The following is a 22,866-nucleotide window of genomic DNA, read 5'->3' on the forward strand; positions in this document are numbered from 1 at the left end:
TCAAGGTGAGGCCTATCCGCCGACCGGTAGTAAAACACACGTCTGTCCGTGTAGTGTTTTTTGCCGAAATTGAGGAGAGAACCAACAAGTAGTTTCGAGATCTGTTGCAGCTGCTTGCCAGCTTTCGGTTCATATTTGTCTCTAAATATGAAATAAAGCGGGTGAACCAAAAGTTGGCCAATCATCACACCATTACACCGGAACCTGTTAAGATCCAGTTCCAATGCTCTGAATGCGTTCGCTTTATCTATATCTGACATCATAAAAAAGTATTAGTGCCGTTAAACGTCCAAATTATCCAAGGAGAACATTTCTCATACCTTCATAAATCTTGATTGTCTCGGCCTTTTTTACTTCCAGGTGATTGTGACTTTTTTGCACCAAACCCTCCTTGTTTTGCATCGTCGGTTCGATCCGATTGATCAGATCCGCAGCAAATGGCCGGTCTACAGGAACTATACGATCTTCCAACCCCAGAGTTTTGTATACACTTGCCATTCTGTCCGTCGCGGCCAGCCCGATGCTGATCTTGTCCATCGCAAGGCTGCAGACATTCGTATGAAATCTCATTCCTACTACAAGCGAACTGTTCTTATAAGCAGAAAAAATCTGATCACAACCAAAGTCACCTTGTGTATAAGGCATAATTGCAACACGGCTGCGAATGTGCCAGTCGTTCACGTTTTTCAGCAATACGTCAATCGCCTCATAGTCGCTGTAAATGTGCGGGGCGAAAGCAATATTGTAGTGCGTGTTTTCTAAAAGATGGTTAATGACTACCGAGAGTTCCTTCACATAGGCGTCCTTATCAATCGCGCTGATTCCCTTGCTCTTCATAGCAAGTTGATCTACGGTGCTATTAATAACAATATAGTCACTTTCAAACGCTTTGTAAAGACTTCCGTCATTGTCGTAAAAGAAGCCGCTGTCCAATACTTCTGGTATCGCGTTATAATATTCGATCCCGATATCGTCATGCAAAATACCTTTTGAACCATCGTTTCTGACCGCCACGAATGTTTTATCTCTGCTCAAAAGATTGTCCAGGAACCGACGTAATTTTGGGATATTTCCTTCCGGTACTTCGTTTCTGGGCATACAACCAGTACTGGTAATAACGATAGGTACTTTGATCCTTTTCAACAATTCATCATTGATATCGAGCCCGGTGCCAGTCGAGCTGTTTTTTAACCAAAAGTCGAGAAAATGGCCTCCGCCAATCAATAGCAGGTCGTATTTATTTACCCGGTCTGCAAAATCATTATTGAATCCCCATTTATCGGGCAGGGTATAGACGCCATACGTTTTTCTTATCTCGAGCGTATCGATAGTATAATCGTCCCCTACAAGAGAAGAAAGTATCTTTCTAAATCCAATGTGGCTTGCGTTGTCGCCAATGTTGCCAATAAAGGTTGCCAGGTGTAAGATTTTCATTTATCGGGTCTTAAGTACAAATTTTAACTAACAATACTGGTTATCGAATAACCATTCAACAAATTCTCTGACAGCCCCACTCCCGCCAAATTTTTCCAAATGCAAGATGCCTTCAATCTCTTTTACGCGTCTGGTGGCATTTGCCGGGCATGCCTTAACGCCCGCTGCTTTTAAAAGTTCGACACAGTTGATGTCATCGCCAATATAGGCAACTTCGCTCAGGTCAATGTTCTCAGTTCTGCATATTTCCTGCGCAACTTCGAGTTTCACTCCAAAACCTTTGCCCTGAAATAAGAAGTCGACCTTCAATTTTTTGGCCCTGCGATCGACCATGTCTGTGTGTTCTGTGGTGATGATCCCGGTTTTAATACCGGCCTCTCTCAATAATTGAAATCCCATTCCGTCAAGCGTGTTGAATTTCTTGAATTCATCACCATGCTCGGTGTAGTACATGCCGCCGTCGGTCATCACACCGTCAACGTCCGATAAGAAAAGTTTTATCTTTTTCATTTTATCAGGATATCACCAGGCAGTCCAGCCCCCGTCGACCATTAATACGGCCCCGGTAATGTAGCTGGATGCTTCGGACGAAAGAAAAGTGAACGGACCATTGAGTTCTTCACGGTTACACATTCTTCCAAGAGGGCTCATTTTAGAGAAATTAATCAAAAACGGCTCCTCATGATTGTTGAAAATTCCGTGTGGCACGATAGCATTGCAACGAATATTATCCTTCGAATAAAAAGTTGCGATATATCTTGTAAAATTCGGTATGAATGATTTCGAGGCGATGTAATCTATTGGCTTGAAGTTGCTAACCCCGTGACCGAAATCATATAAGGATTGGTTGGGGGAGACGATCGAATAGGTTGAAGCAACATTAATAATGTTGCCGCTGCCTTGCTTCAGCATCTGCCGACAGGCATACTGGGTCATGATAACAGTCCCGGTAAGATTCACGTCCACCGACCTGCGCAGCAGATCCAGCGGATAATATTCAAACCGGCTCTGATTTACTTTTGATGTATTCTCTTTATCGAATTTTGCGTCGATGGCGGCATTGTTTACCAGCACATCCAACTTTCCAAATTTTTCAACCGTTGCATTGACTGCGCTTTCAACGGAAATTTCACTGGTGATATCCACCTGTACGAACAGGTAGTTATCGGAGCTGACGTCAGCCACCTTTTCGACAAAATATTCCTTTGCTGTTGTGTTAATGTCAGCCAGAACGACCTTGGCACCCTGTTTCAGAAAACTTTGGGATATTTCCATCCCTATAAGTCCCAGAGCACCGGTCACCAGGATCACTTTGTCAGTTATATCAAAAAGATTCTCATTCTGCATGTTGTCAATTTTAAATATCGTTGGTTTGCTCACAAATTTGGACAAGCAAGGCGGCGCTGTCTATCTGATCAAGCGAGTATGCAATTTTTTCAGAAGCTGATAGTGTGTTTATACTTTCAAAAAAGTCGGATGTCTGATCCCTGAACATATTGTTTCTATCAAAAGAGTGGAAATTTATGGTCTGTTCATCTTCGACTGACTTTATTTTAAGTTCATTTTCGAAGTAATTGTATTCCAGAATTGCCTCTTCAAAAATGATCTGATAATGCCGGGACGGAATCTTCTGGTAGAAATTCAAATGTACGTGTCCAATAACTCCGGATTTGTACTGGATAAGGAAATCCGCTCCGCTCTCCACATCCACTTCCAGTTGTGAGCTCCTGTTATAGACAGAAGAATAATTTGCTGGAAGCTCATCCAACCACCAGTTAACGATATCCAAATCATGGCTCAACGTCAATGCTGCGCCGCCACCCAGTTCTTTTTTTGCAGCGTAAGACATTCTGTAATCTTCCCAGGGATGCCAGTCAGGAAGGTATTCGCCCCAATGTGTATGAAAACTCAGTACCCTACCATAAACTTTATCCCTGATTAGGCTTTTGATTTTCCTCATCGCCGGATGGTAGCGTAGCATATAAGCAACTTTTACAAGCACGCTATTTGCTCTGACCAGATCTTTCAGGGCATCTAGGTTGTTTAGTGTGTCAGAAATTGGTTTTTCAATGAGTAAATGAATTCCCCTTGACGCACAAAACAAGGCTTGCTCCATGTGCAATGCAGTTGGCGTACATATAATAGCTGCAAGAGGTTTTATTTCATCAATTTTGTCAATTTCTGTAAATATCTTGACCGAGTCCTTATCAATGTTTCTGAGTGGGAGATTCCTAGTTCTGTAAACATGGATATTAGTAAAACCGGCTTTCTGAAGAACACCTATGTGACGCTCACCTATTGATCCTGCCCCAAAAACAACCACCGGTGACTGAAAGAGATCGATCATGAAGAGAATTTAACAGAACCTAACTTGCTAATTGTTGCTCCCACCTTTTCAAAGCTGTTGATGTCGTCAATGTCGATCGCCTCTTCGTTAGTGATAATATGTGACAGGACTTTCTCTCCTGACAAAGAATTCTTTTCAGTGATACTTGTAGTTCTGATCACGTCCAATGTCCCCACCTGCCAAAATACCTTTGGCAGCTGCTGGCGTGGCATATTATAAGGTTCTGAAACTCCGTCCAGCACAAGAAGCGGCTCCATCAGGCCAGTTTCTCTATTAACTCGCCACATTTTGTAGGGCGTGCATGGAGACTCGGTTACTATCCGAAGCGAATCTGCATCTGAGGCAACCAGGTTGTCAATACAAGCATCAATCACTTCCGCAAACCGGATGGGCGAGGTGGGCCTTAGCTGAACTACAAATTCGGGAACATATCCTTCATTTTCCTTCAGCCAACCCAACGCATGCTGAAACATTTCCATGTCGGTACTTAAATCCTGAGATATTTCATCAGGCCTCATAAACGGAACTTCAGCATTGTATTTCAGCGCAACATCGGCAATATCCAGCGAATCGGTAGATACGATTACCCTAGTAATACGGTTAGACAACTGTGCAGCAAGGATACTGTAAGCAATAAGCGGGTGTCCGAAAATCGGAAGGATATTTTTGTTTTTCAGCCCCTTGCTTCCCCCTCTTGCAGGAATAATTGCCAGAACATTCATCAAGCTATTGATTAAACTTTACGGAATTTCAATTTATCTCTCTGTACTTTTTCGATGTCAAGGATTTCAACATCTTTATAGGTAAGAGCCTCGTATGCATGCTTAAGATCTCGGATGATTTTTTGCAATCCAGTTGGCTCAAGTGACGCTGCATGATCAGTGCCTTTCCAGGTCCTGTTTTTGGTGAAATGCCTCTCGATCCAATAAGCACCAAGAGTATAAGCAGCAATATCTGTACTAATTCCCAGATGGTGCCCGGAAAAGCCAATCGCTTTTACTCGAGAATCATATTTATCATAAAGGTTTTTAATCTCCAGCAAGCAAATATCTTTAAAAGGCACTGGATAACCGGAAGTGCAGCTGTAAATCACTAATCTGTCTTTGCTCTGCCCTGTTTCTTCAAAGAAATTAACAACCTGTTCAACCTCATCTTTTGTCGTCATACCAGTAGAAAGGTGTATTTCTCCTGCATACTCATCTCTCAACATTCCCAGCATTTCATAATTGTTATTGCAGGCGGATGGTACCTTGATGAATTCTGGATCAAGTTCAATGATTTCTCTTGCAGAAACATTGTCCCATACTGAAGTTGCGTATCCTATGCCTATTGATTCGGCGTACTTCTTAAGTTCTGCATGCTGATCCTGATTGAATTCCAAATATTCTCTATGAGCGCCATACGTATCACCGTAAGAATTATATGGGTTTGGGTGAGGAGAATTGTATTGCTCCTCCGTTAATAAAGCCTTGTTATTCCGTTTCTGGAATTTACCATAATCAGCACCACAATCCTTTGACAGTTTTATAAGTTCTTTCGCTATTTCAAAATCACCCATGTGGTTGCAGCCGATTTCGGAGATAACCCTGGGTCTTTGGTATTTAAAGTCAAACATATCCGTTATGCGTTAAAATGTTATTGTTTATTTATTGTGAAAAATGGTTTATGAACGTTAAGTATTTAAATTTGAATAGTAGCGGAGTTCGACTTAACGAATTTCCGGTCTTTTGAATTAAACTTCTTGAAGAGATATCATACGTTTGAACCGTTCGGATTTTTCCAGCATCATTTCAAAATTACCGGATGCAGCAACTTTTCCTTTTTCGAGAAGATAAATAGTATCGGCATTTTTAATGGTCGATAACCTGTGCGCGATAATGATCATCGTGTAATTTCCGTGAAGTTTATCCAGGTTTTCCTGAATGATTCTCTCCGTTTCTGAATCAAGCGCCGAGGTTGCTTCATCGAGAATTAGAACTTCTATATTTTTGAATAGCTCTCTAGCTATTGAAATTCGCTGTTTCTGACCACCGGAGATTGAAATTCCGTTGTCTCCGAGTTTGGTAAATTCTTTTTCAGGTGACTGTTCAATAAAGTCTGAAAGAGAAGCCAATTCTACCGTATTCCAAAACCTTTGAATGTTCTCGGGTGTCCGTTCGGCCCAAAATGTAATATTATTATAAATGTTATCTGTGAAGATCACAGCCTCCTGAGATATGTAACCTATTTTGTTTCTATATGAATTCAGGTTGTAGTCAGTAAGCGGTATTCCGTCAACCAGAACCGAGCCCGACTCGGGTTCTATCAGGCCTGCAATTAAGTTTGCAAGCGTTGTTTTTCCGGATCCACTTTCTCCGATTAACGCGATAGTGGTGTTTTTCGCAATTGTTATATCAATCTGATTCAGGACTTTTTTGTTTCCATAAGAGAAAACAGCGCTTTTAACTGAAAGATCTTTTTTAAGCGGGGGTACTTCCATAGGGTTTTGCACTTCCTGCTTGTCCTCCATTGCGTTCATTAAATGAGTCACTGACTGGATGGAGCCAATATTCTGAATGAAATTCTGCCAGTTATTCTGAATAAGTAACAAAAAACTTAGTGCTCTGTAAAAAAGAAGCAAGCTCAGAAGGATACTGCCAATTGTCGTGTTCATGTAATTCACTTGTATGAATATTACAGCAACAACAATTACAAATATCATAGGCTCTTTGGCAGCAGAAGTAACAGCAGTACCAAAGCCCATATTTCTATTGATCTCTTCCGATTCCCTGATCACTTTTCTTAAATGCACGGAAAACCCTCTAAAAAAATTAGTCGATTTAAGATATTTGAAGTGATGTACCGCCTGAGTTAAAAGACCATTGAATTCACTCGCTTTTGCAGAAAAGTTAATGGAAGACCGTTTCATGGAAACAAACAATCTTCGGTAAAGTAAATTGGAGAGACCTGCACCAATACTCACTAATATTGCAAACTGATAATTTGCCAGAAATGCCATTGTGACATAAGTAAGGAGCATCGCTGTCGCCTGTGCAGCATTAAAATAGAATCTGATTGAGATAGATAGACGCTGGGCTTCGGTAGTCAGCGTATTATGAATGTTTCCTGCGTCCAAGTTCAGAAACCCTGAATAGGTAAGCCCTTGCAGATTTTCCAGCAACGCATATCGAATCTTTCTCATAAAAAGATTCCACAGTGCTACTTGCGAATTGAGTTGTATGAACTTACATATTCCTTTGAAAATAAAAAGGAACATCAATAATAAAAGTACTGAATTGAAGGTAAGGGTAAAGCCAATTATTTCCAGGAAATCAGTGATGTAATGCAGTTGGCCCATCTCAGACTTGCCATGTTGTGGCGTGTTACTGAAAGACTGAAGTAGGGGCATAAACAACGACAGTCCCACACCGTCCAGAAAACTTACTGCTATACCCAGGCAAAGATTGACAATAAGTTTATTTCCTAGAACTCCATAGTAGAATCGGAAGTAGCCTATAAAATTATTGCTATAGTTTAAGCGCATACCAGTAATTCAAAATATATAACGTTGAGTAAATGGTTAGACTTTTGCAAATAAGTCCAAACCTCGCTTATGTCCAGATTTTATTCTCCTTACAGCGATCGATCAGATTTAGGAGAAGATCGAAGACGATCAGCTAGGCGTAATCAGCTTTTTAAGCCGACTAGAAAGAGATTTCGAACTCTTACTATCGTCATTATCGTAATACCCGTAGCCATAGCCGCCGTAACCGCCGTATCCATAACCGTATCCATAACCATAGCCAGCTCCGTAATTGATACCATTGAAGATGACCGAAAGGTTTGCAAATCTTTTATTTTTATTGAGATCCGCGATTCTCATTACATGATCACGCAATGTGTAATTAAACCTGACTAGGTACAAAGTAGAATCAACATATTCTGAAACAATAGAAGCATCTGTAACTAGACCGAAAGGAGCGCAGTCGATCAGAACATAGTCATATCTAGACCTCAGTTCTGTTAGGAGTGCGGGCAATCGACCATTGCCAATAAGTTCAGAAGGGTTCGGAGGTATCGGCCCACTGGTTAACACATCAAATTTTGGATGCACACCTGTTGACTGAACGAGATCGTCAATCTCTCCGTAGCCAATCAAATAATTGGTAATACCCTTTGCGTTAGAAACATTTAGGCGCTCGTGTAACGTAGGCTTGCGAAGGTCAAGCCCAACAAGAACAACTCTTTTATCAGAAAATGCGAGGCTCGCCGCCAGGTTGATACTGACAAAACTTTTACCTTCTCCACCTATCGAAGATGTAAACATTAAGGTGCGACACCTTCCGTCACCTAAATATTGTAAATTCGTTCGTAGGGCTCTGAATTGCTCAGCTACAGCGGAACGACTGGTAATAGTAATGATCGCGTCAGGGGAATCTGTAGCTTTTAAAGTACCAATTTCTCCGAGCACAGAAACCTTACTCATTTTTTCAATTTCATCCCTGCTTTGAACAGTATTGTTTAAAAGAAAAATTAAGTTGATAAGTAAAATTGGAATACCGAATCCTGCGATAAGAGATCCAAGCCAGACGACCATGCGTTTCGGCTTGATAGGCAAAAGATATGCTTGTGGAGCATCGATAAGTCTGCTATCAGTAACTGTTGAAGCATAGGCAAGCGCAGTTTCCTCACGTTTCTGCAGCAAGTAGAGATATAAACCTTCTTTTATAGTTTGCTGCCTTTTTATCCCAACATACTCACGTTCTTTCTGAGGGATGCTCCTAAGTCCGGTTGAAAAACGCGTATTGATACCCTCAAGATTTTGTTTCGTAACATCCATCCCCCGTCTTAAATTCTGCACATTTTCTCTGATGGCCTGCCTAGTTTGTGCAAGTTGCGTATTGATTGTCTCTAAAAGTGGATTGTTAGCCTGGGTAGTCCTTGCGTACTTTTCGCGCTGTAGATCAAGCTCATTATATTTTGTAAGAAGAGATACCAGGACAGGGTCATCTATCATATAAGTCGCTGGGGCAGGAGCGCCGCTCCCTGCATTTTTGATATAATTGTCGACGCTTTCTAAAATCTTTATCTGAGTATTGATTTCGTTGAGCTTAGTGTCATTCTCCTTTATATTTTGCAGAAAAAGTTGAGACTCGGTACTTATATCGGTCAAACCTTTCGATGTTTTATAGGTTTCGACATCTCTCTCAACGTCACCCAGCTCACCTGTTATTAAGCCAAGTCTGGTCTCGATAAATTTAAGCGTGTTACTCGCTTCGCTGTTCTTATCATTTAAGGACGACTGAACGTATACGTCCAACAACTTATTTAGTACATCCTTGCCACGTTGCTTCGACGGATCTTCAAACGTCAATTCCAACACAGTGCTTTTTGCATTCGGCAGAGTAACAGTCAGGCGCTCAAGCATGTTGGCAGTTAAAGCTGGAACATGCTTAAACCGGACATTGATGTCCATATATTCGAAAGTACCACTCCCAGGATAAACAGAAAAAATACCCCAGGGATTACGGAACTTTTGCCCAAATGTATAAACCCGTTCTTCATCGTTAATCCTGTAATGAGTGCTGTCCACCATATGGATCGCCAAAGGGTTTTCCAAGGCATATTGGGTTACAATGTCAGCTTTAACTAATACCGGACTTTTACTGTAAAGATCTATAGTCTTAAGGCCGTCTTTTGCATCGAACGAAATATCCAATGAAAGTTCTTTGATCACCTGACCCATTAATGCCTGGGATTTGAGAACTTCAATTTCGTTTTCAACCATTTTATGACCTCCGAATTGTGCCATTTCCTCAAGAATAGAATTCTCATCCATTCCAAGACCTTTCTGTTCGTCTTTTATAAGAAGTGATGCTCGGGACAGAAATATAGGTTGCTTGACTTGCAAATACAAAAATGCAACCAGTAAAGACATTGTTATTCCAATTGGAAAAAGATACCAATACCTGAAGTATCGGCGAATGTACATTTGCACATCAAACTTTTCCTCTTCTGGTTCACGGAAATTTTGTTCCAGGATAGTATCGCTTCTATCATTCATAATGGCGCTGTCTTAAATACTAAAATCTTGTTGAGTATAGTTTATTGAAAAGCCTTACCTATTTTAAAAAGAATAGGAATCAGCGGATGCGAATAAGAATAAGAGAAAGCGCTGTTAATAAGCTTATGAATAATGGAGCCAACTGAACAGTTCTATCGGTAGCATTCATTTTCGCCTTAACAGGTTCCACATATATAACATCATTTTTGTGCAGGTAATAATATGGAGAATCAAAAATTTGTCTCGATGTTAGGTCAACTCTTGCATACTCCCGCTTGCCATTTTCTTCCCTTATAATCATAACATTTTCCCTTTTTCCATAAATTGTCAGGTCTCCGGCGAGGCTCAATACCTCCGGTAATGTTATTTTTTCGTCAGGAATGTTATACACTGCCGGTCTGTTAACCTCTCCAAGAACAGAAACTTTAAAGTTTATATTTCTCAGGGTAACGGAAGGTTCTTTCAAAAACAAAAGCAATCTATTTCGGATTGTATCAGCAGCGATTTTGGTTTCCAACCCCTCAACCTTCACCTTGCCGACTAGCGGCAGCTCAATTTTCCCATCTCCATCAACTAAATAACCAAATGGTTGAACAGCCGCAGAACCAGCGTTTGCCCCATAACTGGATGATGCCGATGCGTATCTGTTGGCAGCATTGAATACCTCATTCGCTTCCGAATTCAAACTACCGACAACAATTGATAGCATGTCATTTTTCTGGACTTTCGGAATGTAGTTCTGCACTATCGGAGACGAAGAAAGCCGTGTTGTATCCCCTTGGAAATATACAATGGTCTTTGGTGATACGCAGGAAGTCGTTCCTTTAATAATCACGACGCTGATTAAGAATAAAAAGCAGGTTGACTTAGAAAAAGACCTGGTGTGCGAATTCATAGTTGAACGGTGAGTAAAACAAAAAAAAACTAATTACTTGATTCTCAATATTATATTTAAATAAACTCAAGAGCCAGCGGATAATTTTTTGCAAATCTGTTTGTAGAAATCGACAGAGTCTGCGAAGCGCTGAGCGAGATTTTCTTGGTATTGTTCAAACAAGTGTGTGAAGGAAGACACTTACAAATATAGAATAAATTCAATTATCGTCATGGTATATCTATAAGTTTTTTATTCTGGAACGGATATTTCGTCAACCAGTTATTTTTATTGCTTCGCTGAATCATTTCGAGGTGCTGAATTTTGTGTGCGTCAGTCCCTAAAAAAGTAATCAGATTGTTGCGTAAGAGCCACTCGGCCATTTTGGTAATGTTTTCGCCATAATATCCTGTTAGCGACAAGATATTCACCTGAAGTTCGCAGCCCTGATCTACCAGCCTTTTATAGATATTGGGATCTGCATAAAAATAGGTGTATCTCTCGGGATGCGCTAATACCGGCTGATACCCTTTTTGAATGATCGAAAAAAGTGTCTCAGAGGTATTCATCAAAGGAGTGGAGTAGGGGAGCTCCACCAAAAGCCGATTGCCGGGAAGTGTCAGAAATTCTTGGTTTGTGGAAAGCAGTTCACTGAAGTGTTCATCGATAAAATATTCTGCTGCAGCATCGAGCTGGGCAGTGAGTCCGGCAGCCCTCATGGCCTGTCGAACTTTTTCTAGGCCGGATCGGATAATCTCAGGAGTATTTTTGTAACAATCCCATATAATGTGAGGGGTAGTCACAATATTTGTGTAGCCCAGTTCCTGCATTTTTTTGATCATTGCAACGGACTCTTCTACCGTTTCAACGCCATCGTCTATTCCCGGAATGAGATGAGAATGTATATCTATACCGATGTGGTCTAAACTTACATGCTTATCCTTTTTCTTGTCAAATAACCAGTTGAGCATATGAAATTCGGCCTTGGAGTCTGCGTTTTTTTTAAGATATAAAATCGAAGCTGCTGACCGGAATTTTGATTTTATTAAAGTTGGACAAATTTAAGATAAAAAATATGACTTCTTACAGAATTTTCTACGGAAAATTTTCGCAATCCATAAAAGTGTAAAATTGTACTATTCTTTTGCACCATTCATCGTTGCCTGTTTGTAGATTTGTTCCCCTTCCTGCTGTACGAATACCAAAAACGCTATATCAATCATTACGTTGCTCACGGTTACATCAAAACGGCACATCTGAGATCCCCACAAACGTTTACTTGTAGTTTTCAAAAGTAGTTGTATTTTGAAATATTCTCCGAAATACTTATTAAGCGTTATTTGCTTCATCCTGGTGTTTCCATAAATCCAGAAAAACTGTACTATTCTTGCGCAAGTCTGCAAAAGTGCCTTCGTCGACAAGACGGCCGTCACGGAGTATATAGACGTAGTCAAATTTAGTGAGCAGGTGCAAACGGTGTAATGTTGATATGATCGCTTTGCCTTCGAATTCTTTGAACATTTTATCGTAAATCTGGGCTTCTGTTTTAGGATCCACACTGCTTGTCGGCTCGTCAAGCAACACAATGTCACTGCCTCTTGCTGCCAGGATACCCCTGGCCAAAGCCAGGCGTTGTTTCTGGCCTCCCGAGAGGTTTACCCCTTTTTCCTGAATATTTGATTCCAGCCCATGGGGCAGTTTTTCGATGACCTCGTCAAAATGCGCAATCCTACTTACCTGGAGCATTTCCGTTTCGTCAAATGGAAGGCCGAGCGTAATATTATAGGCAATTGTATTTTCAAAAATCTCGGGATCCTGTGGAAAAAGTGTGACGAGATCAGCGAGCATTTCAATATCTGCGGGATGATTTTCGTCTACCGTTACTTCAGTACTTCGTTCTGGCTGATAAAGGCCACGCAGCAATGCAAGCAAAGTACTTTTACCACTTCCGCTTTCACCGATAAATGCAATTTTCTGCCCTTTCCGAATCCGGATATTGAGGTCATGTAAGCTGTGTGCTTTTCTTGTGCTGTCGTAGGTTTCTGAATGAGAGAAATGAAGGTTACGTATATGAATCTCCTTCCAATCCGCAGGCAGTTCTTCGATTTCCTGCTTTGTGTGCTGCTGACGATACGTATCTTCAATGACACGCGCCGTTTGCACTTCTGTATTATAGCGTATGATTTCCGTGTACTGCCAGGCGATATCCTGAAATACGCTGGTAAATTGATTGACGTAACTGAGCAAGGTAACAAGTCCGCCGACGAAAAAGACTTCACCCGGAATGTAATGCTGGTGGACGTATCCGATCGTCACAACAATGTATATGATGCCGATAAATACGCTTGCCACAAACCATTTCCACTCATTGATCACGATAGACCTTTTAAAGGGTGGAAGGACGTCGTCGACTTTACCCATCAGGCTAACTTTCATTCGTTTTTCTAGACGTAGGGTAATAACGGTTATGATATTCGAGAGGCTGTCAAAAAGCGTGGAAGAGACAATATGTTCCTTTTCATTGGTTTCGTCCAACGCTTTGATAAATGGTTTGTCGAAGCGGAAAATGACCCAGATATTGATGATGCCGATCAATACGCCGATCGCTCCGAAAAATGGTGAAAACCAGACGATAGCTATGAACGAAAACACAAATTTTGCAAAAGCATGAAGGAACATGAAGCCATTTTGAAAGAAATCCTTGAGCGCTTCGTAAGCTTTCCGGATACGGTTGATGGTTGCGCCGCTATGATGGTCCTGGTGCCATTTGATGGGCAGGTGAAGTGCCTGATGGTACATTTCGTCCAGAAAATTCTTACTGAGGTCAAAAGCGAGCTTTCGTTCCATAATCCGTGCAGGACCATGGAAAGCCCATTCCAGTAGTGACAACCCAAGATATCCCCCGGCATAAAGCCATACATTATAAAGAATTTTTGAGGGATTTTTTTGAATGGATTGCACAAACCAGCCGTAAAGCAGCGGATTCATCGCTAAAACGACATTGGCCATCACAAACATCGAATATACCAGCAGATAACGTTTTCGTTGGTGTCGCGCATACTTCCATGCCGTGGCAAGAAGCGACAAATAAGGATTCTTCATTTAATACCAGTAGTTTTTGCCGGCTTCTGAATTTTTGATCTAGAACCGTTCAGCAGAATGGTGTCAAATTTATAAACTACAAAAAGATATATGAAAAAAGGACTCTGTTCAACCGGTGTTATCTTATTGTTAATCGCATTCACAACTGTCGCTTCTTTTGCGCAGGACGGCTGGATATCACTTTATAATGGTAAAAATTTCGATGGCTGGAAAATAGGCGCCAACGCCAGTTCCTTTACCATCGTAGACGGGAACATTCAGGTTGCGGGCCCGCGCGCCCACTTGTTTTATGACGGACCCGTTAAAAATCACATGTTCAAGAATTTTGAATTCAAAGCAACAGTGATGACGAAACCCGGCGCTAACTCGGGCATTTTTATTCATACTGCTTATCAGGAAGACGGCTGGCCTTCACAAGGATATGAAGTGCAGGTCAACCAGTCGCACACGGATTACAAGCGTACTGGAAGCTTGTATAACGTGGTGGACGTAAAAGAAACTTATGCAAAAGACAACGAGTGGTATACCGAATATATCAAAGTAGAGGGCAAACACATTACCATCAAAATTAACGACAAGGTTGTGGTGGACTACGAGGAAACCGATGTAGACAAAAGAGAGGGAGATATGAAAAATAAATTTCTGAAAGCCGGTACATTCGCTCTCCAGGCACACGATCCTAAAAGCGTGGTTTTATACAAAGATATTATGGTCAGACCGTTGACAGAGTAACCAATTTGGAAGAAATTATTCATTTCGAATCTACACTGGATCGCTTCCCAAGAAAGGGAGGCGAATTTTATATAATGGTACCTGATGAAGTAGCGGCGCAATTTGTGGAAGGGCGGCGCCCGGCACGAGTCCGTTGCTTGTTGAACGGCCATGTTGATTTTCAATGTGCGATCCGGCCCAAGGGCGGCGGAGGTTTTTATATCAATATCGGTACACCTTTGCGGCAAAAAGGTAAGCTTGTATTAGGACAAACATTGCGACTAGCCGTCCGGAAGGACGATAGTGAGTTAGGGCGTGACATGCCCGAAGAGTTACAGGAACTTCTTGAAATCGACGAAGAAGGTAAACGGCGATTTTATGAATCGCTACCCAGCCATCAAAGAGCCATTATTCATTATATATCGGGCGCCAAATCGGTACAGGTGCGAATTGATCGTTCCATTTTGATGATCAACCGGTTGAAAGTGAAATAGAGGGCTACATGTCCCTGCCACTTACATTCCTGTACTGACTTGGTGTAATGCCCTCGGACTTTCTGAATTGCCTTCCAAAATAGTTAAGATCTGAAAAGCCCAGCTGGTAGCAAATGTCGGTGACGCTGGATTTGGTTTCCGAAAGAAGATGTTTGGCTTTCTTTATTTTTTCCCTCAGAATAAAATCCAGCGGGCTTAAGCTATATTCTCGTTTAAACGCCCGATAGAACGACGCCCGGCTCATGCAGGCTTTGTCGCTCAAATCATCTACTCTGATATTTTCGCTAATGTGCGCGCGGATGTAATTAATGACAAAGGCAAGCGGGCTGTCTTCGTGAACGAAATTGTCTCCATCCGTCGCCGCCAGGTTTTGGGTCTGAATAATAAGCACAATCAGTTCCTGCAGAGTAAGATCTGCTAGTATATCCTTGCCTAATGCTGATCCAGAGCAAATTTGAATGAGCCTATTTAAGGTTTGGGCTAGTTCGATGTTATTGAGAAAATGGTATTGGTTATGGTGCAGGTTCCAGTACGGCTGCTTACCCTCACGGGGATAGGCTTCATTCAACCGGTCTACAATTTGCTGAATTTTGTTCTGGTCCAACGCCAGAGCAATGCATTGGGTAGGGTTGTCCCTGTTGGCCTCAGGAAAATCTATTTTCATCGTCACATTGGCCGGTACCAGTACCGTTTCGCCCGGCAGGTATTCAAAACCAGGCTCTTCAAACAAATGCATGACCTTCTTTCCACGGAGCATACTGGTAATCACAAAGTCTGAGAAAGTAAGCGGTACCAGCTGCGATTCCCGCAACGTTTCGAAAAGGTTCAGCTCACAGTTCTGAAGCGTGAAGGCCCGCCGGTTCTCAACCAGCGTTTTGAGTGATTTTTCTTCGGATAGCGCTACCTCGTTTAGTTTATATCCTGCTGCCATTGCTTTGAGATTTGCTCAGTTTTTGATCCAGACCGTGGAATTGATAAATATAAATCTTTTTTGATAAAATGAGATATTTATCCTATAATCTGGAACGATCGTACCAATGGATAACGCGGTAAGAAGTTACGTTTGTATCGCAATATTCATTTAATTAACCTTTCAGACATGGATACGATCACCGAAAACCCAAAAACAGAAGTCAAAAGTTACTCAAGCGAAAACCTGGCTAAACGGCCTGATTTTAAAGAGAAGTACGGTAATTATATCGACGGTCAATTCGTAGAGCCGGTGAGGGGAGAATACTTTGAAAACGTCTCTCCGATAGACGGACAAGTCTTTACGAAGGCAGCCCGGTCGACGAAAGAGGATGTTGACAAGGCATTGGATGCAGCGCACAGGGCATTTCCAGCATGGAGCAAAACGGCCGCAACATACAGAAGCAATTTGTTGTTAAAAATCGCCCAGGTGATCGAGGATAATCTGGAATATCTCGCCATTGTTGAAACGATCGACAACGGGAAAGCGATCCGGGAAACCCGTGCTGCCGACTTGCCGCTTTGTGTAGACCATTTCCGGTATTTCGCCGGCGTAATTCGTGCCGAAGAAGGCAGTGTTTCGGAGCACGATGAGAATACGGTTTGTATTAACCTGCACGAACCCCTTGGTGTGGTTGCTCAGATTATCCCCTGGAACTTTCCGCTTTTGATGGCCACGTGGAAAATCGCGCCCGCTTTGGCGGCTGGTAATTGTGTGGTGGTAAAACCCGCAGAGCAGACACCTACTTCCATCATGATTTTAATGGAGTTGATTGGTGACATCCTTCCGGCAGGGGTACTAAACATTGTTACAGGGTTCGGGGTGGAGGCAGGCAAGCCTCTGGCGTCTTCTCCAAGGGTTGCCAAGGTTGCATTCACTGGAGAAACCACCACGGGTCGCTTGATTATGCAATATGCTTCGGATAACCTTATTCCTGTTACCATGGAGTTAGGTGGTAAATCGCCTAATATTTTCTTCCCTTCTGTTGCGGACGAAGACGATGCTTTTTTTGACAAGGCCATAGAAGGCGCCGTTCTTTTTGCCTTAAACCAGGGAGAGGTTTGTACCTGTCCTTCGAGGATGTTGGTACATGAAAGCATTTATGAGAAATTCATGAGCCGGGTCATCGAACGGACCAAAGCGATTAAAATGGGACATCCATTGGACAGTACCACCATGATGGGCGCGCAGGCTTCCAATGATCAGTACGAAAAAATCCTTTCGTATCTCAAGATCGGCAAGGAGGAGGGGGCCGAGGTCCTGGCGGGCGGAGCTGCCCAGACTTTTGAAAATGGGATCTCTGGCGGATACTATATTCAGCCAACTATCTTCAAAGGGCATAACAAGATGCGGATATTCCAGGAAGAGATTTTTGGGCCTGTAGTTTGCGTAACTACTTTCAAGACGACTGAAGAGGCAATCGCAATTGCCAATGACACTTTATATGGTTTGGGAGCAGGCGTGTGGACGCGTGACGCACATGAAATCTACCAGGTTCCGCGTGCGATCCAGGCGGGCCGTGTGTGGGTCAATAATTACCATGCTTACCCTGCACATGCTCCTTTTGGAGGTTACAAGAAATCAGGGTTTGGGCGGGAGAATCATAAGATGATGCTCGGATATTATCGCCAGACCAAAAATATGCTGATTTCCTACGACAAGAATAAATTGGGCTTTTTCTGATCAGCAAACAATATGACAAGCAGGGTCCTGGTAACCCCAGAGGCTGAGAAAATAATTGATCAGCTGCGGGAACAAAATGGGGAATTGATGTTCCACCAAAGCGGTGGCTGTTGCGACGGTTCGCAACCGATGTGTTTTCCAAAAGGCGAATTCCGGACATCGGATAGTGACGTATTGCTGGGTGAGATCGCAGGCTGCGAGTTTTTTATGAGCCGCGACCAGTTTGAATATTGGAAGCATACACAGCTGACAATTGATGTTACCGCAGGAAGAGGGTCTAGTTTTTCGCTGGAAATTCCCCTAGGTGTACGGTTTATAACCAAATCAAGGCTGTACACGCCTGAGGAAGCGGGCCAGCTCACCGCTGTGAACGAATAATGCCTTTTGGGACAGGAATCGGAAACGGGGCTCAATCTTTGGGCCTCGTTTTCTGTTGTTATTTTACAATACGGCGCGATTTTTTTACATTTGTTCAAATCAAGCGGTTTGCTGACTGGGAAATTTGAAGTCAGCTCTTTCCATAACATGTCTGCAGAGAAAGTTTCTGCATTCCTTAAAAGCTGAATTTTGAATTTCAACGAATTTGAACTCCACGAAGACGTGCTTAGCGCCGTGGATTCCATGAACTACCAGCAGGCTACACCCATCCAGGAACAAGCAATTCCTTACATTCTCAGCGGCAAAGACCTGCTCGCCTGTGCTCAAACCGGTACCGGTAAAACCGCCGCTTACCTGATCCCTATCCTGGACAAAGTTGCACATGAATCCAGTACACACACAGGTGCACTGATTCTGGTGCCGACCCGCGAACTCGCCGTACAGATCGATCAGCAGATTCAGGGATTGGGATATTTTGTGGGCGCTACGAGTATTGCGGTTTATGGTGGAAATAAAGGCCCCGAATGGGACCAGCAAAAAAAGGCACTAACCCAGGGTGCCGATATTATCATAGCAACACCTGGCCGCCTGATCGCCCACTTGCAATTGGGATACGTGAGTTTCCAGGGTATCAAGCATTTGGTACTTGATGAGGCCGACCGGATGCTCGATATGGGTTTTCTGAGTGACATCCTCAAAATCATGAGCTTTTTGCCAGCCAAAAGGCAGACACTCATGTTTTCGGCCACGATGCCTCCAAAAATCGGGGAACTCGCCAAACGCATCCTGCATAATCCTGAAGAAATAAGGCTTGCCGTTTCGAGGCCCGCCGATCGGATAGACCAGCAATTTTATCTGGCCAAAGATGAACAGAAACTTCCTTTACTGATCCACTTGCTGAGTGAAGTGGAAAGTACCAGCATGGTATTGTTCACCTCACGTAAGTCGACCGTCGAGCCCATTGTGCGTGCATTACGCAAATTAGGAAAAGTTGCGCATGGGATATCGTCAGATTCGGAACAGGCCGACCGTGAAATTGTATTGAGGGATTTTAAAAACAGGAAGTTTCCAATCCTGGTTGCGACCGACGTATTGTCACGCGGCATCGACATTGATAACCTAAGCCACGTAGTCAATTATGATGTACCCCGTGATCCTGAGGATTATGTGCATCGCATAGGGCGTACGGCGCGGGCGGAATCCAAAGGAACTGCCATTACCTTTATCAATGAAATGGACCAAAAATATGTGCTGAAAATCGAGCGCCTTTTTGAAAAAGAGTTAGAGAAAAAAGCAATTACCCAGGAGCTGGGATTGGGAGAGGCGCCCGTTTTTGAACCCAAAAAATTCCGCCCGATTAACACCAAAAAGAAAAGCGGCAGCAGCAAACCAGGCGAAAAGAGTGCTGCACGTCCTAAAAGACGTAAACCCAAAAAAGAGCAAAAAGGCAACCCTTCTCAGGCATAAGCCTGCATTTCAGAGTTCGTCAGACACCGACAACCAAAAAAGTGGAGCATTGGTAATATTTCAATGTTTGTTGTAATGTAACCAATGATATAAATGTGGTATGCATTTTTTCCATTTCATTTGCCTGCTTACAATTGTCATGCATGAACCTAAATTGACTACTGTTGGACCGACTAATAGATTGGATAAGAAATTATAAGTTTAGCGTATCAGATCCTCCGATAGTGACCATGGAAGGTTTGTTCTCGCTCCTTCTGCTTTTGATTTTAAGCCTGGCGGCCGTTTTTTTTCATCTGATCAGAATACTTTTCAATGCGCCCGTAGATTTCTCGATGGACTGGAACCTGTTTCTAAGCTGGATTCCGTTGATCGTCGCCTTTTTTGCGGATAGCCTGACCAAACGGTTCGGAGAAATTCCGGTTGGCCTGACAATCTTAAGTATAACCTGGCTTGCATTCCTGCCCAATGCTCCTTACATGATCACAGATTTGGCACATCTGACAGTAGATTACCAACGTGATCTTACCTGGCACGACACCATTATGCTGTTTTTTTACGCCGAAGTAAGCCTTTTCAACGGCCTTGTATCATTGTATTGGATACACAGGTCATGGCGAAGGGTTTTTTCCAAGAGAACAGGTAATGTTCTCTTGTTGCTGAGCCTTCCCACTGCGGGCTTTGGCGTTTACCTGGGTAGGGTACGCCGCATGAACAGCTGGGATATTGTCCACGAACCGGGCCTCATCATTGACAATTTAATCGAAAGTATCCTGGATAGAACGGCGATGGTGTTTAGTTTTGAGATTGGATTGCTATTGGGACTTTTGTACCTCGTGCTTTGGGGCGTCATTCGATTCAGGATCAGATATAACAAAAAAAATACCTAGACGATATTATCATGCAGATTTCTGAAAACGTAAAGGAATCTTATTCAGGGCAGTACGACGACGATCTGGCCGGCTGGCGGAGTACCGGCGCCAAGTTCAAAGCACTTAACATTGTTGAACTTTCGAAAAATATCAACTTTAAGAATGTGCTCGAAGTAGGTGCTGGAGAGGGAAGCATTTTGAACTGGCTTTCGCAATGGAATTTCTGTCCGGATATGAATTGCGTGGAAATTTCTGAAAGCGGTATCCAAAGGATCAAAGAAAAGAACATCAGGAACCTCCATGATATTTTGCTCTTCGATGGTTATAAAATCCCTTATCCCGATAATCATTTTGACCTGGTGTTCTGTTCGCACGTAATGGAACATGTTGAACATGAGCGGATTCTTTTACGTGAGATAAAGAGGGTATCGAAATACCAGATATTTGAGGTGCCCATTGATTTTTCTTTTTATGTAGACAAAAAAATAAAGCACTTTCTTTCTTACGGGCATATCAATATCTACACGCCTGCTTTATTCCGTTTTCTGCTTCTATCCGAGAATTACCAGGTTCAAAAAGGTATTTGTCATTTGTATGATGATGAGGTGATCAAACCAATTTACAAAAACAATCCTTCCGGTTATTATCTGACCAAAATCAAACATTTCCTGTTAAGACTTTCTCCTTATTTCCTGGGGATCAAGCCTAATGCTTATGCAGTTCTGACTTCGAAAACTGAAAAGGAACTATCTATTTTCTAAGTGGCGGAAGAACCCTTTACCCCACTTTCCATCGTTTATCAGGACGATTTTTTGGTTGCTGTTAACAAACCGCATGGTTTGTTGGTACACCGGTCCTCAATTGCTGCTGATACCAGTGTATTCGCCGTTCAGATGTTAAGAGATCAGATTGGTCGGAAGGTATATCCTGTGCATCGCCTCGACCGAAAAACGGGCGGGGTACTTCTGTTCGCGCTAAATGAACAAACAAACAGCCTGATGCAGCAACAATTTCAGGACGGGATAGTTGATAAAATCTATCATGCCGTCGTCCGGGGATTCACTGACGGTAACGGCAGTATTGACTATCCGCTTAAAAAAGAGGATGGTACCGTGCAAGAAGCATGGACAGATTATACGACTTTAACACATTCGGAAGTACCCTTTCGTATTGGAAAGCATGATACGTCGAGGTATTCGCTAGTGGAATTAAAGCCGAAAACAGGTCGGATGCATCAATTGAGAAAACACATGGCACACATCTTCCACCCGATTATAGGGGACCGCCCTCATGGCTGCAATAAACAGAACAGGTATTTTAAAGAATATCTGAAAATGGACAGCATGTTACTCCATGCCGTCCAAATCCGATTCAAACATCCTGTATCTCACCAGTCTGTTGTGATTCAGGCCCCTTATCAATCTGAATTTAAGAGGATGCTCGTGGAGCTGAAATTGAACGTACCTCTATGAGCCTGAATTAATAAGGTTGGAATTTCACAACTGCATTGTCCTGCACCGGGACAGTTTTCAAATAAGCATAAATCGCCTTAAGGTCGTTTTCTTTCATGCCAGCGTACATCATCCAGGGCATTGGCGTGTTCGCTCCGCGGGCTGCCACCTTGTGAGGAGAATAGGTTGAGTCTGCGTAAGCTTTGAAACGTCTTACAAAAGCAGCTTCACTCCAGGAGCCAATCCCGTGTTTTTTATTTGCTGTAATATTGGGGGACCTGGCGATACCGGTTGGCAAGTTGAATTCCATACCGCCGCCAAATTCGGTACCAGGCACGCGGGCACCCTTTTCCATTTTGCTATGACATTCTACGCATGCGGCTGCCGTAACCAGGTATTTGCCATAGTTAACGGTATCTGTCTCGGCGGGCCTTTTGCCAAGGCTGGCTTTGGAGGGCATGGTATTAAGTAAAATGTTTACCGGAAAATCGGCTTCTGACGGGGACACGTCATGCTTGACCGGCTCTAAGGATCTCAGATAAGCGATGATGCTGTACAGGTCCTCCTGATCAAGCATACCGTAGCTATGGTAGGGCATAACCGGGAACAAAGCTTGACCATCCTTGTTTACTCCGGTTGTAATTGCCCTGAACACCTCGCCGTCCGTCCAGTTGCCAATTCCATAAGGTGTGATATTGCGTGCGTAAAAATTACCCGGAAATCCGGCATCCTTGCTGAATTTTTCGCCACCCCCACCAAAGTTGCCCGAAACGAGCGGACCTGCATACAAATTCATGTCGCGGGTGCTATGGCAATCCATACAAACAGAAACGTGGTTGGCCAGGTACTTACCCCGCTCGATCCGGGCTGGTGTTTTTTCGACAGCGATATCGGGGGCGTCGCCGACATCGGGCAATGCGGTTTTTACATAGATAATGGCTGCCAGCAGACCAAGAAGTAGTACAAGCAGAACGATACCGGCAATTTTTAGAATTTTTTTCATACGCAATGTGAGGAGTTGATAAAGAATACAGTTCCGAATC

At 42.9% G+C, this 22,866-nt stretch carries 20 protein-coding genes and 1 pseudogene; 8 read left to right on the plus strand and 13 right to left on the minus strand.

The annotated features are described in order from the left end of the window. Positions 1 to 294: 294 nt before the first annotated feature. The 11 genes and pseudogenes from AC1XUF_RS15065 to AC1XUF_RS15115 form a co-directional block, all read right to left on the minus strand. A complete protein-coding gene (locus tag AC1XUF_RS15065; protein WP_483342634.1) occupies positions 295 to 1,434 on the minus strand; it encodes a polysaccharide pyruvyl transferase family protein in 1,140 nt (379 codons plus the stop codon). Positions 1,435 to 1,461: 27 nt separating this feature from the next. Then, a complete protein-coding gene (locus AC1XUF_RS15070; RefSeq protein WP_483342635.1) occupies positions 1,462 to 1,944 on the minus strand; it encodes a KdsC family phosphatase in 483 nt (160 codons plus the stop codon). Positions 1,945 to 1,956: 12 nt separating this feature from the next. Further along, entirely contained in the window at positions 1,957 to 2,781 is an 825-nt protein-coding gene (locus AC1XUF_RS15075) for an SDR family oxidoreductase (RefSeq protein ID WP_483342636.1), read from the minus strand. A gap of 10 nt (positions 2,782 to 2,791) precedes the next feature. Next, complete coding sequence (locus AC1XUF_RS15080; protein WP_483342637.1) at positions 2,792 to 3,781, minus strand: Gfo/Idh/MocA family protein; 990 nt, start codon at positions 3,779 to 3,781, stop codon at positions 2,792 to 2,794. Next, complete coding sequence (locus AC1XUF_RS15085; RefSeq protein ID WP_483342638.1) at positions 3,778 to 4,503, minus strand: acylneuraminate cytidylyltransferase family protein; 726 nt, start codon at positions 4,501 to 4,503, stop codon at positions 3,778 to 3,780. The genes AC1XUF_RS15080 and AC1XUF_RS15085 overlap by 4 nt, the downstream gene beginning before the upstream one ends. Positions 4,504 to 4,514: 11 nt before the next feature. Next, positions 4,515 to 5,396, minus strand: coding sequence for an N-acetylneuraminate synthase family protein (locus tag AC1XUF_RS15090; protein WP_483342639.1), 882 nt, complete (start codon positions 5,394 to 5,396; stop codon positions 4,515 to 4,517). A 117-nt stretch (positions 5,397 to 5,513) separates the two neighbouring features. After that, positions 5,514 to 6,149, minus strand: a pseudogene (locus AC1XUF_RS15095) (ATP-binding cassette domain-containing protein); the annotation flags it as partial. Positions 6,150 to 7,433: 1,284 nt separating this feature from the next. After that, positions 7,434 to 9,824, minus strand: coding sequence for a GumC family protein (locus AC1XUF_RS15100; RefSeq protein ID WP_483342640.1), 2,391 nt, complete (start codon positions 9,822 to 9,824; stop codon positions 7,434 to 7,436). Positions 9,825 to 9,903: 79 nt separating this feature from the next. Continuing rightward, positions 9,904 to 10,719 carry a polysaccharide biosynthesis/export family protein gene (locus tag AC1XUF_RS15105; RefSeq protein WP_483342641.1) on the minus strand — a complete coding sequence of 272 codons (816 nt, stop codon included), beginning with the start codon at positions 10,717 to 10,719 and terminating at the stop codon, positions 9,904 to 9,906. Positions 10,720 to 10,928: 209 nt separating this feature from the next. Next, the gene (locus tag AC1XUF_RS15110; protein WP_483342642.1) at positions 10,929 to 11,669 is read right to left on the minus strand and encodes a tyrosine-protein phosphatase; all 741 of its coding nucleotides are present in this window, start codon (positions 11,667 to 11,669) and stop codon (positions 10,929 to 10,931) included. A 358-nt stretch (positions 11,670 to 12,027) separates the two neighbouring features. Further along, positions 12,028 to 13,800 (minus strand): ABC transporter ATP-binding protein, encoded by a 1,773-nt coding sequence (locus AC1XUF_RS15115; protein ID WP_483342643.1) that lies wholly within the window; start codon positions 13,798 to 13,800, stop codon positions 12,028 to 12,030. A gap of 90 nt (positions 13,801 to 13,890) precedes the next feature. Here AC1XUF_RS15115 and AC1XUF_RS15120 point away from each other — a divergent pair, with 90 nt between their 5' ends. Then, positions 13,891 to 14,532, plus strand: coding sequence for a 3-keto-disaccharide hydrolase (locus tag AC1XUF_RS15120; protein ID WP_483342644.1), 642 nt, complete (start codon positions 13,891 to 13,893; stop codon positions 14,530 to 14,532). Between the two features lie 5 nt (positions 14,533 to 14,537). Beyond that, positions 14,538 to 15,005 (plus strand): YdeI/OmpD-associated family protein, encoded by a 468-nt coding sequence (locus AC1XUF_RS15125; protein ID WP_483342645.1) that lies wholly within the window; start codon positions 14,538 to 14,540, stop codon positions 15,003 to 15,005. 4 nt (positions 15,006 to 15,009) lie between these two features. Here the strand turns inward: AC1XUF_RS15125 and AC1XUF_RS15130 are convergent, their stop codons facing one another. Beyond that, the gene (locus AC1XUF_RS15130; RefSeq protein ID WP_483342646.1) at positions 15,010 to 15,936 is read right to left on the minus strand and encodes an AraC family transcriptional regulator; all 927 of its coding nucleotides are present in this window, start codon (positions 15,934 to 15,936) and stop codon (positions 15,010 to 15,012) included. Positions 15,937 to 16,104: 168 nt separating this feature from the next. Between AC1XUF_RS15130 and AC1XUF_RS15135 the strand changes: the two genes are divergently transcribed. The 6 genes from AC1XUF_RS15135 (at position 16,105) to AC1XUF_RS15160 (ending at position 21,844) form a co-directional block, all read left to right on the plus strand. Further along, positions 16,105 to 17,658, plus strand: a complete 1,554-nt coding sequence (locus AC1XUF_RS15135; RefSeq protein ID WP_483342647.1) for an aldehyde dehydrogenase family protein — start codon at positions 16,105 to 16,107, stop codon at positions 17,656 to 17,658. A gap of 12 nt (positions 17,659 to 17,670) precedes the next feature. Further along, on the plus strand, positions 17,671 to 18,036 hold the full coding sequence (locus tag AC1XUF_RS15140; RefSeq protein WP_483342648.1) for a DUF779 domain-containing protein: 366 nt from the start codon (positions 17,671 to 17,673) through the stop codon (positions 18,034 to 18,036). A gap of 189 nt (positions 18,037 to 18,225) precedes the next feature. Then, positions 18,226 to 19,503 (plus strand): DEAD/DEAH box helicase, encoded by a 1,278-nt coding sequence (locus AC1XUF_RS15145; RefSeq protein ID WP_483342649.1) that lies wholly within the window; start codon positions 18,226 to 18,228, stop codon positions 19,501 to 19,503. A gap of 230 nt (positions 19,504 to 19,733) precedes the next feature. Then, complete coding sequence (locus AC1XUF_RS15150; RefSeq protein ID WP_483342650.1) at positions 19,734 to 20,390, plus strand: DUF1361 domain-containing protein; 657 nt, start codon at positions 19,734 to 19,736, stop codon at positions 20,388 to 20,390. An 11-nt stretch (positions 20,391 to 20,401) separates the two neighbouring features. Continuing rightward, positions 20,402 to 21,133: a class I SAM-dependent methyltransferase gene (locus AC1XUF_RS15155; RefSeq protein WP_483342651.1), complete on the plus strand. Its 732-nt coding sequence runs from the start codon at positions 20,402 to 20,404 to the stop codon at positions 21,131 to 21,133. Further along, a complete protein-coding gene (locus tag AC1XUF_RS15160) occupies positions 21,134 to 21,844 on the plus strand; it encodes a pseudouridine synthase (RefSeq protein WP_483342652.1) in 711 nt (236 codons plus the stop codon). 7 nt (positions 21,845 to 21,851) lie between these two features. Here AC1XUF_RS15160 and AC1XUF_RS15165 read toward each other — a convergent pair whose 3' ends face one another. After that, positions 21,852 to 22,826, minus strand: coding sequence for a c-type cytochrome (locus AC1XUF_RS15165; protein WP_483342653.1), 975 nt, complete (start codon positions 22,824 to 22,826; stop codon positions 21,852 to 21,854). Between the last annotated feature and the right edge of the window lie 40 nt (positions 22,827 to 22,866).

Source organism: Dyadobacter sp. HNCC25DJ185, from assembly GCF_056895195.1.

Excerpts from the sequence above, each read along its gene's own strand:
- AC1XUF_RS15065 (WP_483342634.1), bottom strand. The coding sequence starts at position 1,434 with ATGAAAATCTTACACCTGGCAACCTTTATTGGCAACATTGGCGACAAC.
- AC1XUF_RS15070 (WP_483342635.1), bottom strand. The coding sequence starts at position 1,944 with ATGAAAAAGATAAAACTTTTCTTATCGGACGTTGACGGTGTGATGACC.
- AC1XUF_RS15075 (WP_483342636.1), bottom strand. The coding sequence starts at position 2,781 with ATGCAGAATGAGAATCTTTTTGATATAACTGACAAAGTGATCCTGGTG.
- AC1XUF_RS15080 (WP_483342637.1), bottom strand. The coding sequence starts at position 3,781 with ATGATCGATCTCTTTCAGTCACCGGTGGTTGTTTTTGGGGCAGGATCA.
- AC1XUF_RS15085 (WP_483342638.1), bottom strand. The coding sequence starts at position 4,503 with ATGAATGTTCTGGCAATTATTCCTGCAAGAGGGGGAAGCAAGGGGCTG.
- AC1XUF_RS15090 (WP_483342639.1), bottom strand. The coding sequence starts at position 5,396 with ATGTTTGACTTTAAATACCAAAGACCCAGGGTTATCTCCGAAATCGGC.
- AC1XUF_RS15100 (WP_483342640.1), bottom strand. The coding sequence starts at position 9,824 with ATGAATGATAGAAGCGATACTATCCTGGAACAAAATTTCCGTGAACCA.
- AC1XUF_RS15105 (WP_483342641.1), bottom strand. The coding sequence starts at position 10,719 with ATGAATTCGCACACCAGGTCTTTTTCTAAGTCAACCTGCTTTTTATTC.
- AC1XUF_RS15110 (WP_483342642.1), bottom strand. The coding sequence starts at position 11,669 with ATGCTCAACTGGTTATTTGACAAGAAAAAGGATAAGCATGTAAGTTTA.
- AC1XUF_RS15115 (WP_483342643.1), bottom strand. The coding sequence starts at position 13,800 with ATGAAGAATCCTTATTTGTCGCTTCTTGCCACGGCATGGAAGTATGCG.
- AC1XUF_RS15120 (WP_483342644.1), top strand. The coding sequence starts at position 13,891 with ATGAAAAAAGGACTCTGTTCAACCGGTGTTATCTTATTGTTAATCGCA.
- AC1XUF_RS15130 (WP_483342646.1), bottom strand. The coding sequence starts at position 15,936 with ATGGCAGCAGGATATAAACTAAACGAGGTAGCGCTATCCGAAGAAAAA.
- AC1XUF_RS15135 (WP_483342647.1), top strand. The coding sequence starts at position 16,105 with ATGGATACGATCACCGAAAACCCAAAAACAGAAGTCAAAAGTTACTCA.
- AC1XUF_RS15140 (WP_483342648.1), top strand. The coding sequence starts at position 17,671 with ATGACAAGCAGGGTCCTGGTAACCCCAGAGGCTGAGAAAATAATTGAT.
- AC1XUF_RS15150 (WP_483342650.1), top strand. The coding sequence starts at position 19,734 with ATGGAAGGTTTGTTCTCGCTCCTTCTGCTTTTGATTTTAAGCCTGGCG.
- AC1XUF_RS15155 (WP_483342651.1), top strand. The coding sequence starts at position 20,402 with ATGCAGATTTCTGAAAACGTAAAGGAATCTTATTCAGGGCAGTACGAC.
- AC1XUF_RS15165 (WP_483342653.1), bottom strand. The coding sequence starts at position 22,826 with ATGAAAAAAATTCTAAAAATTGCCGGTATCGTTCTGCTTGTACTACTT.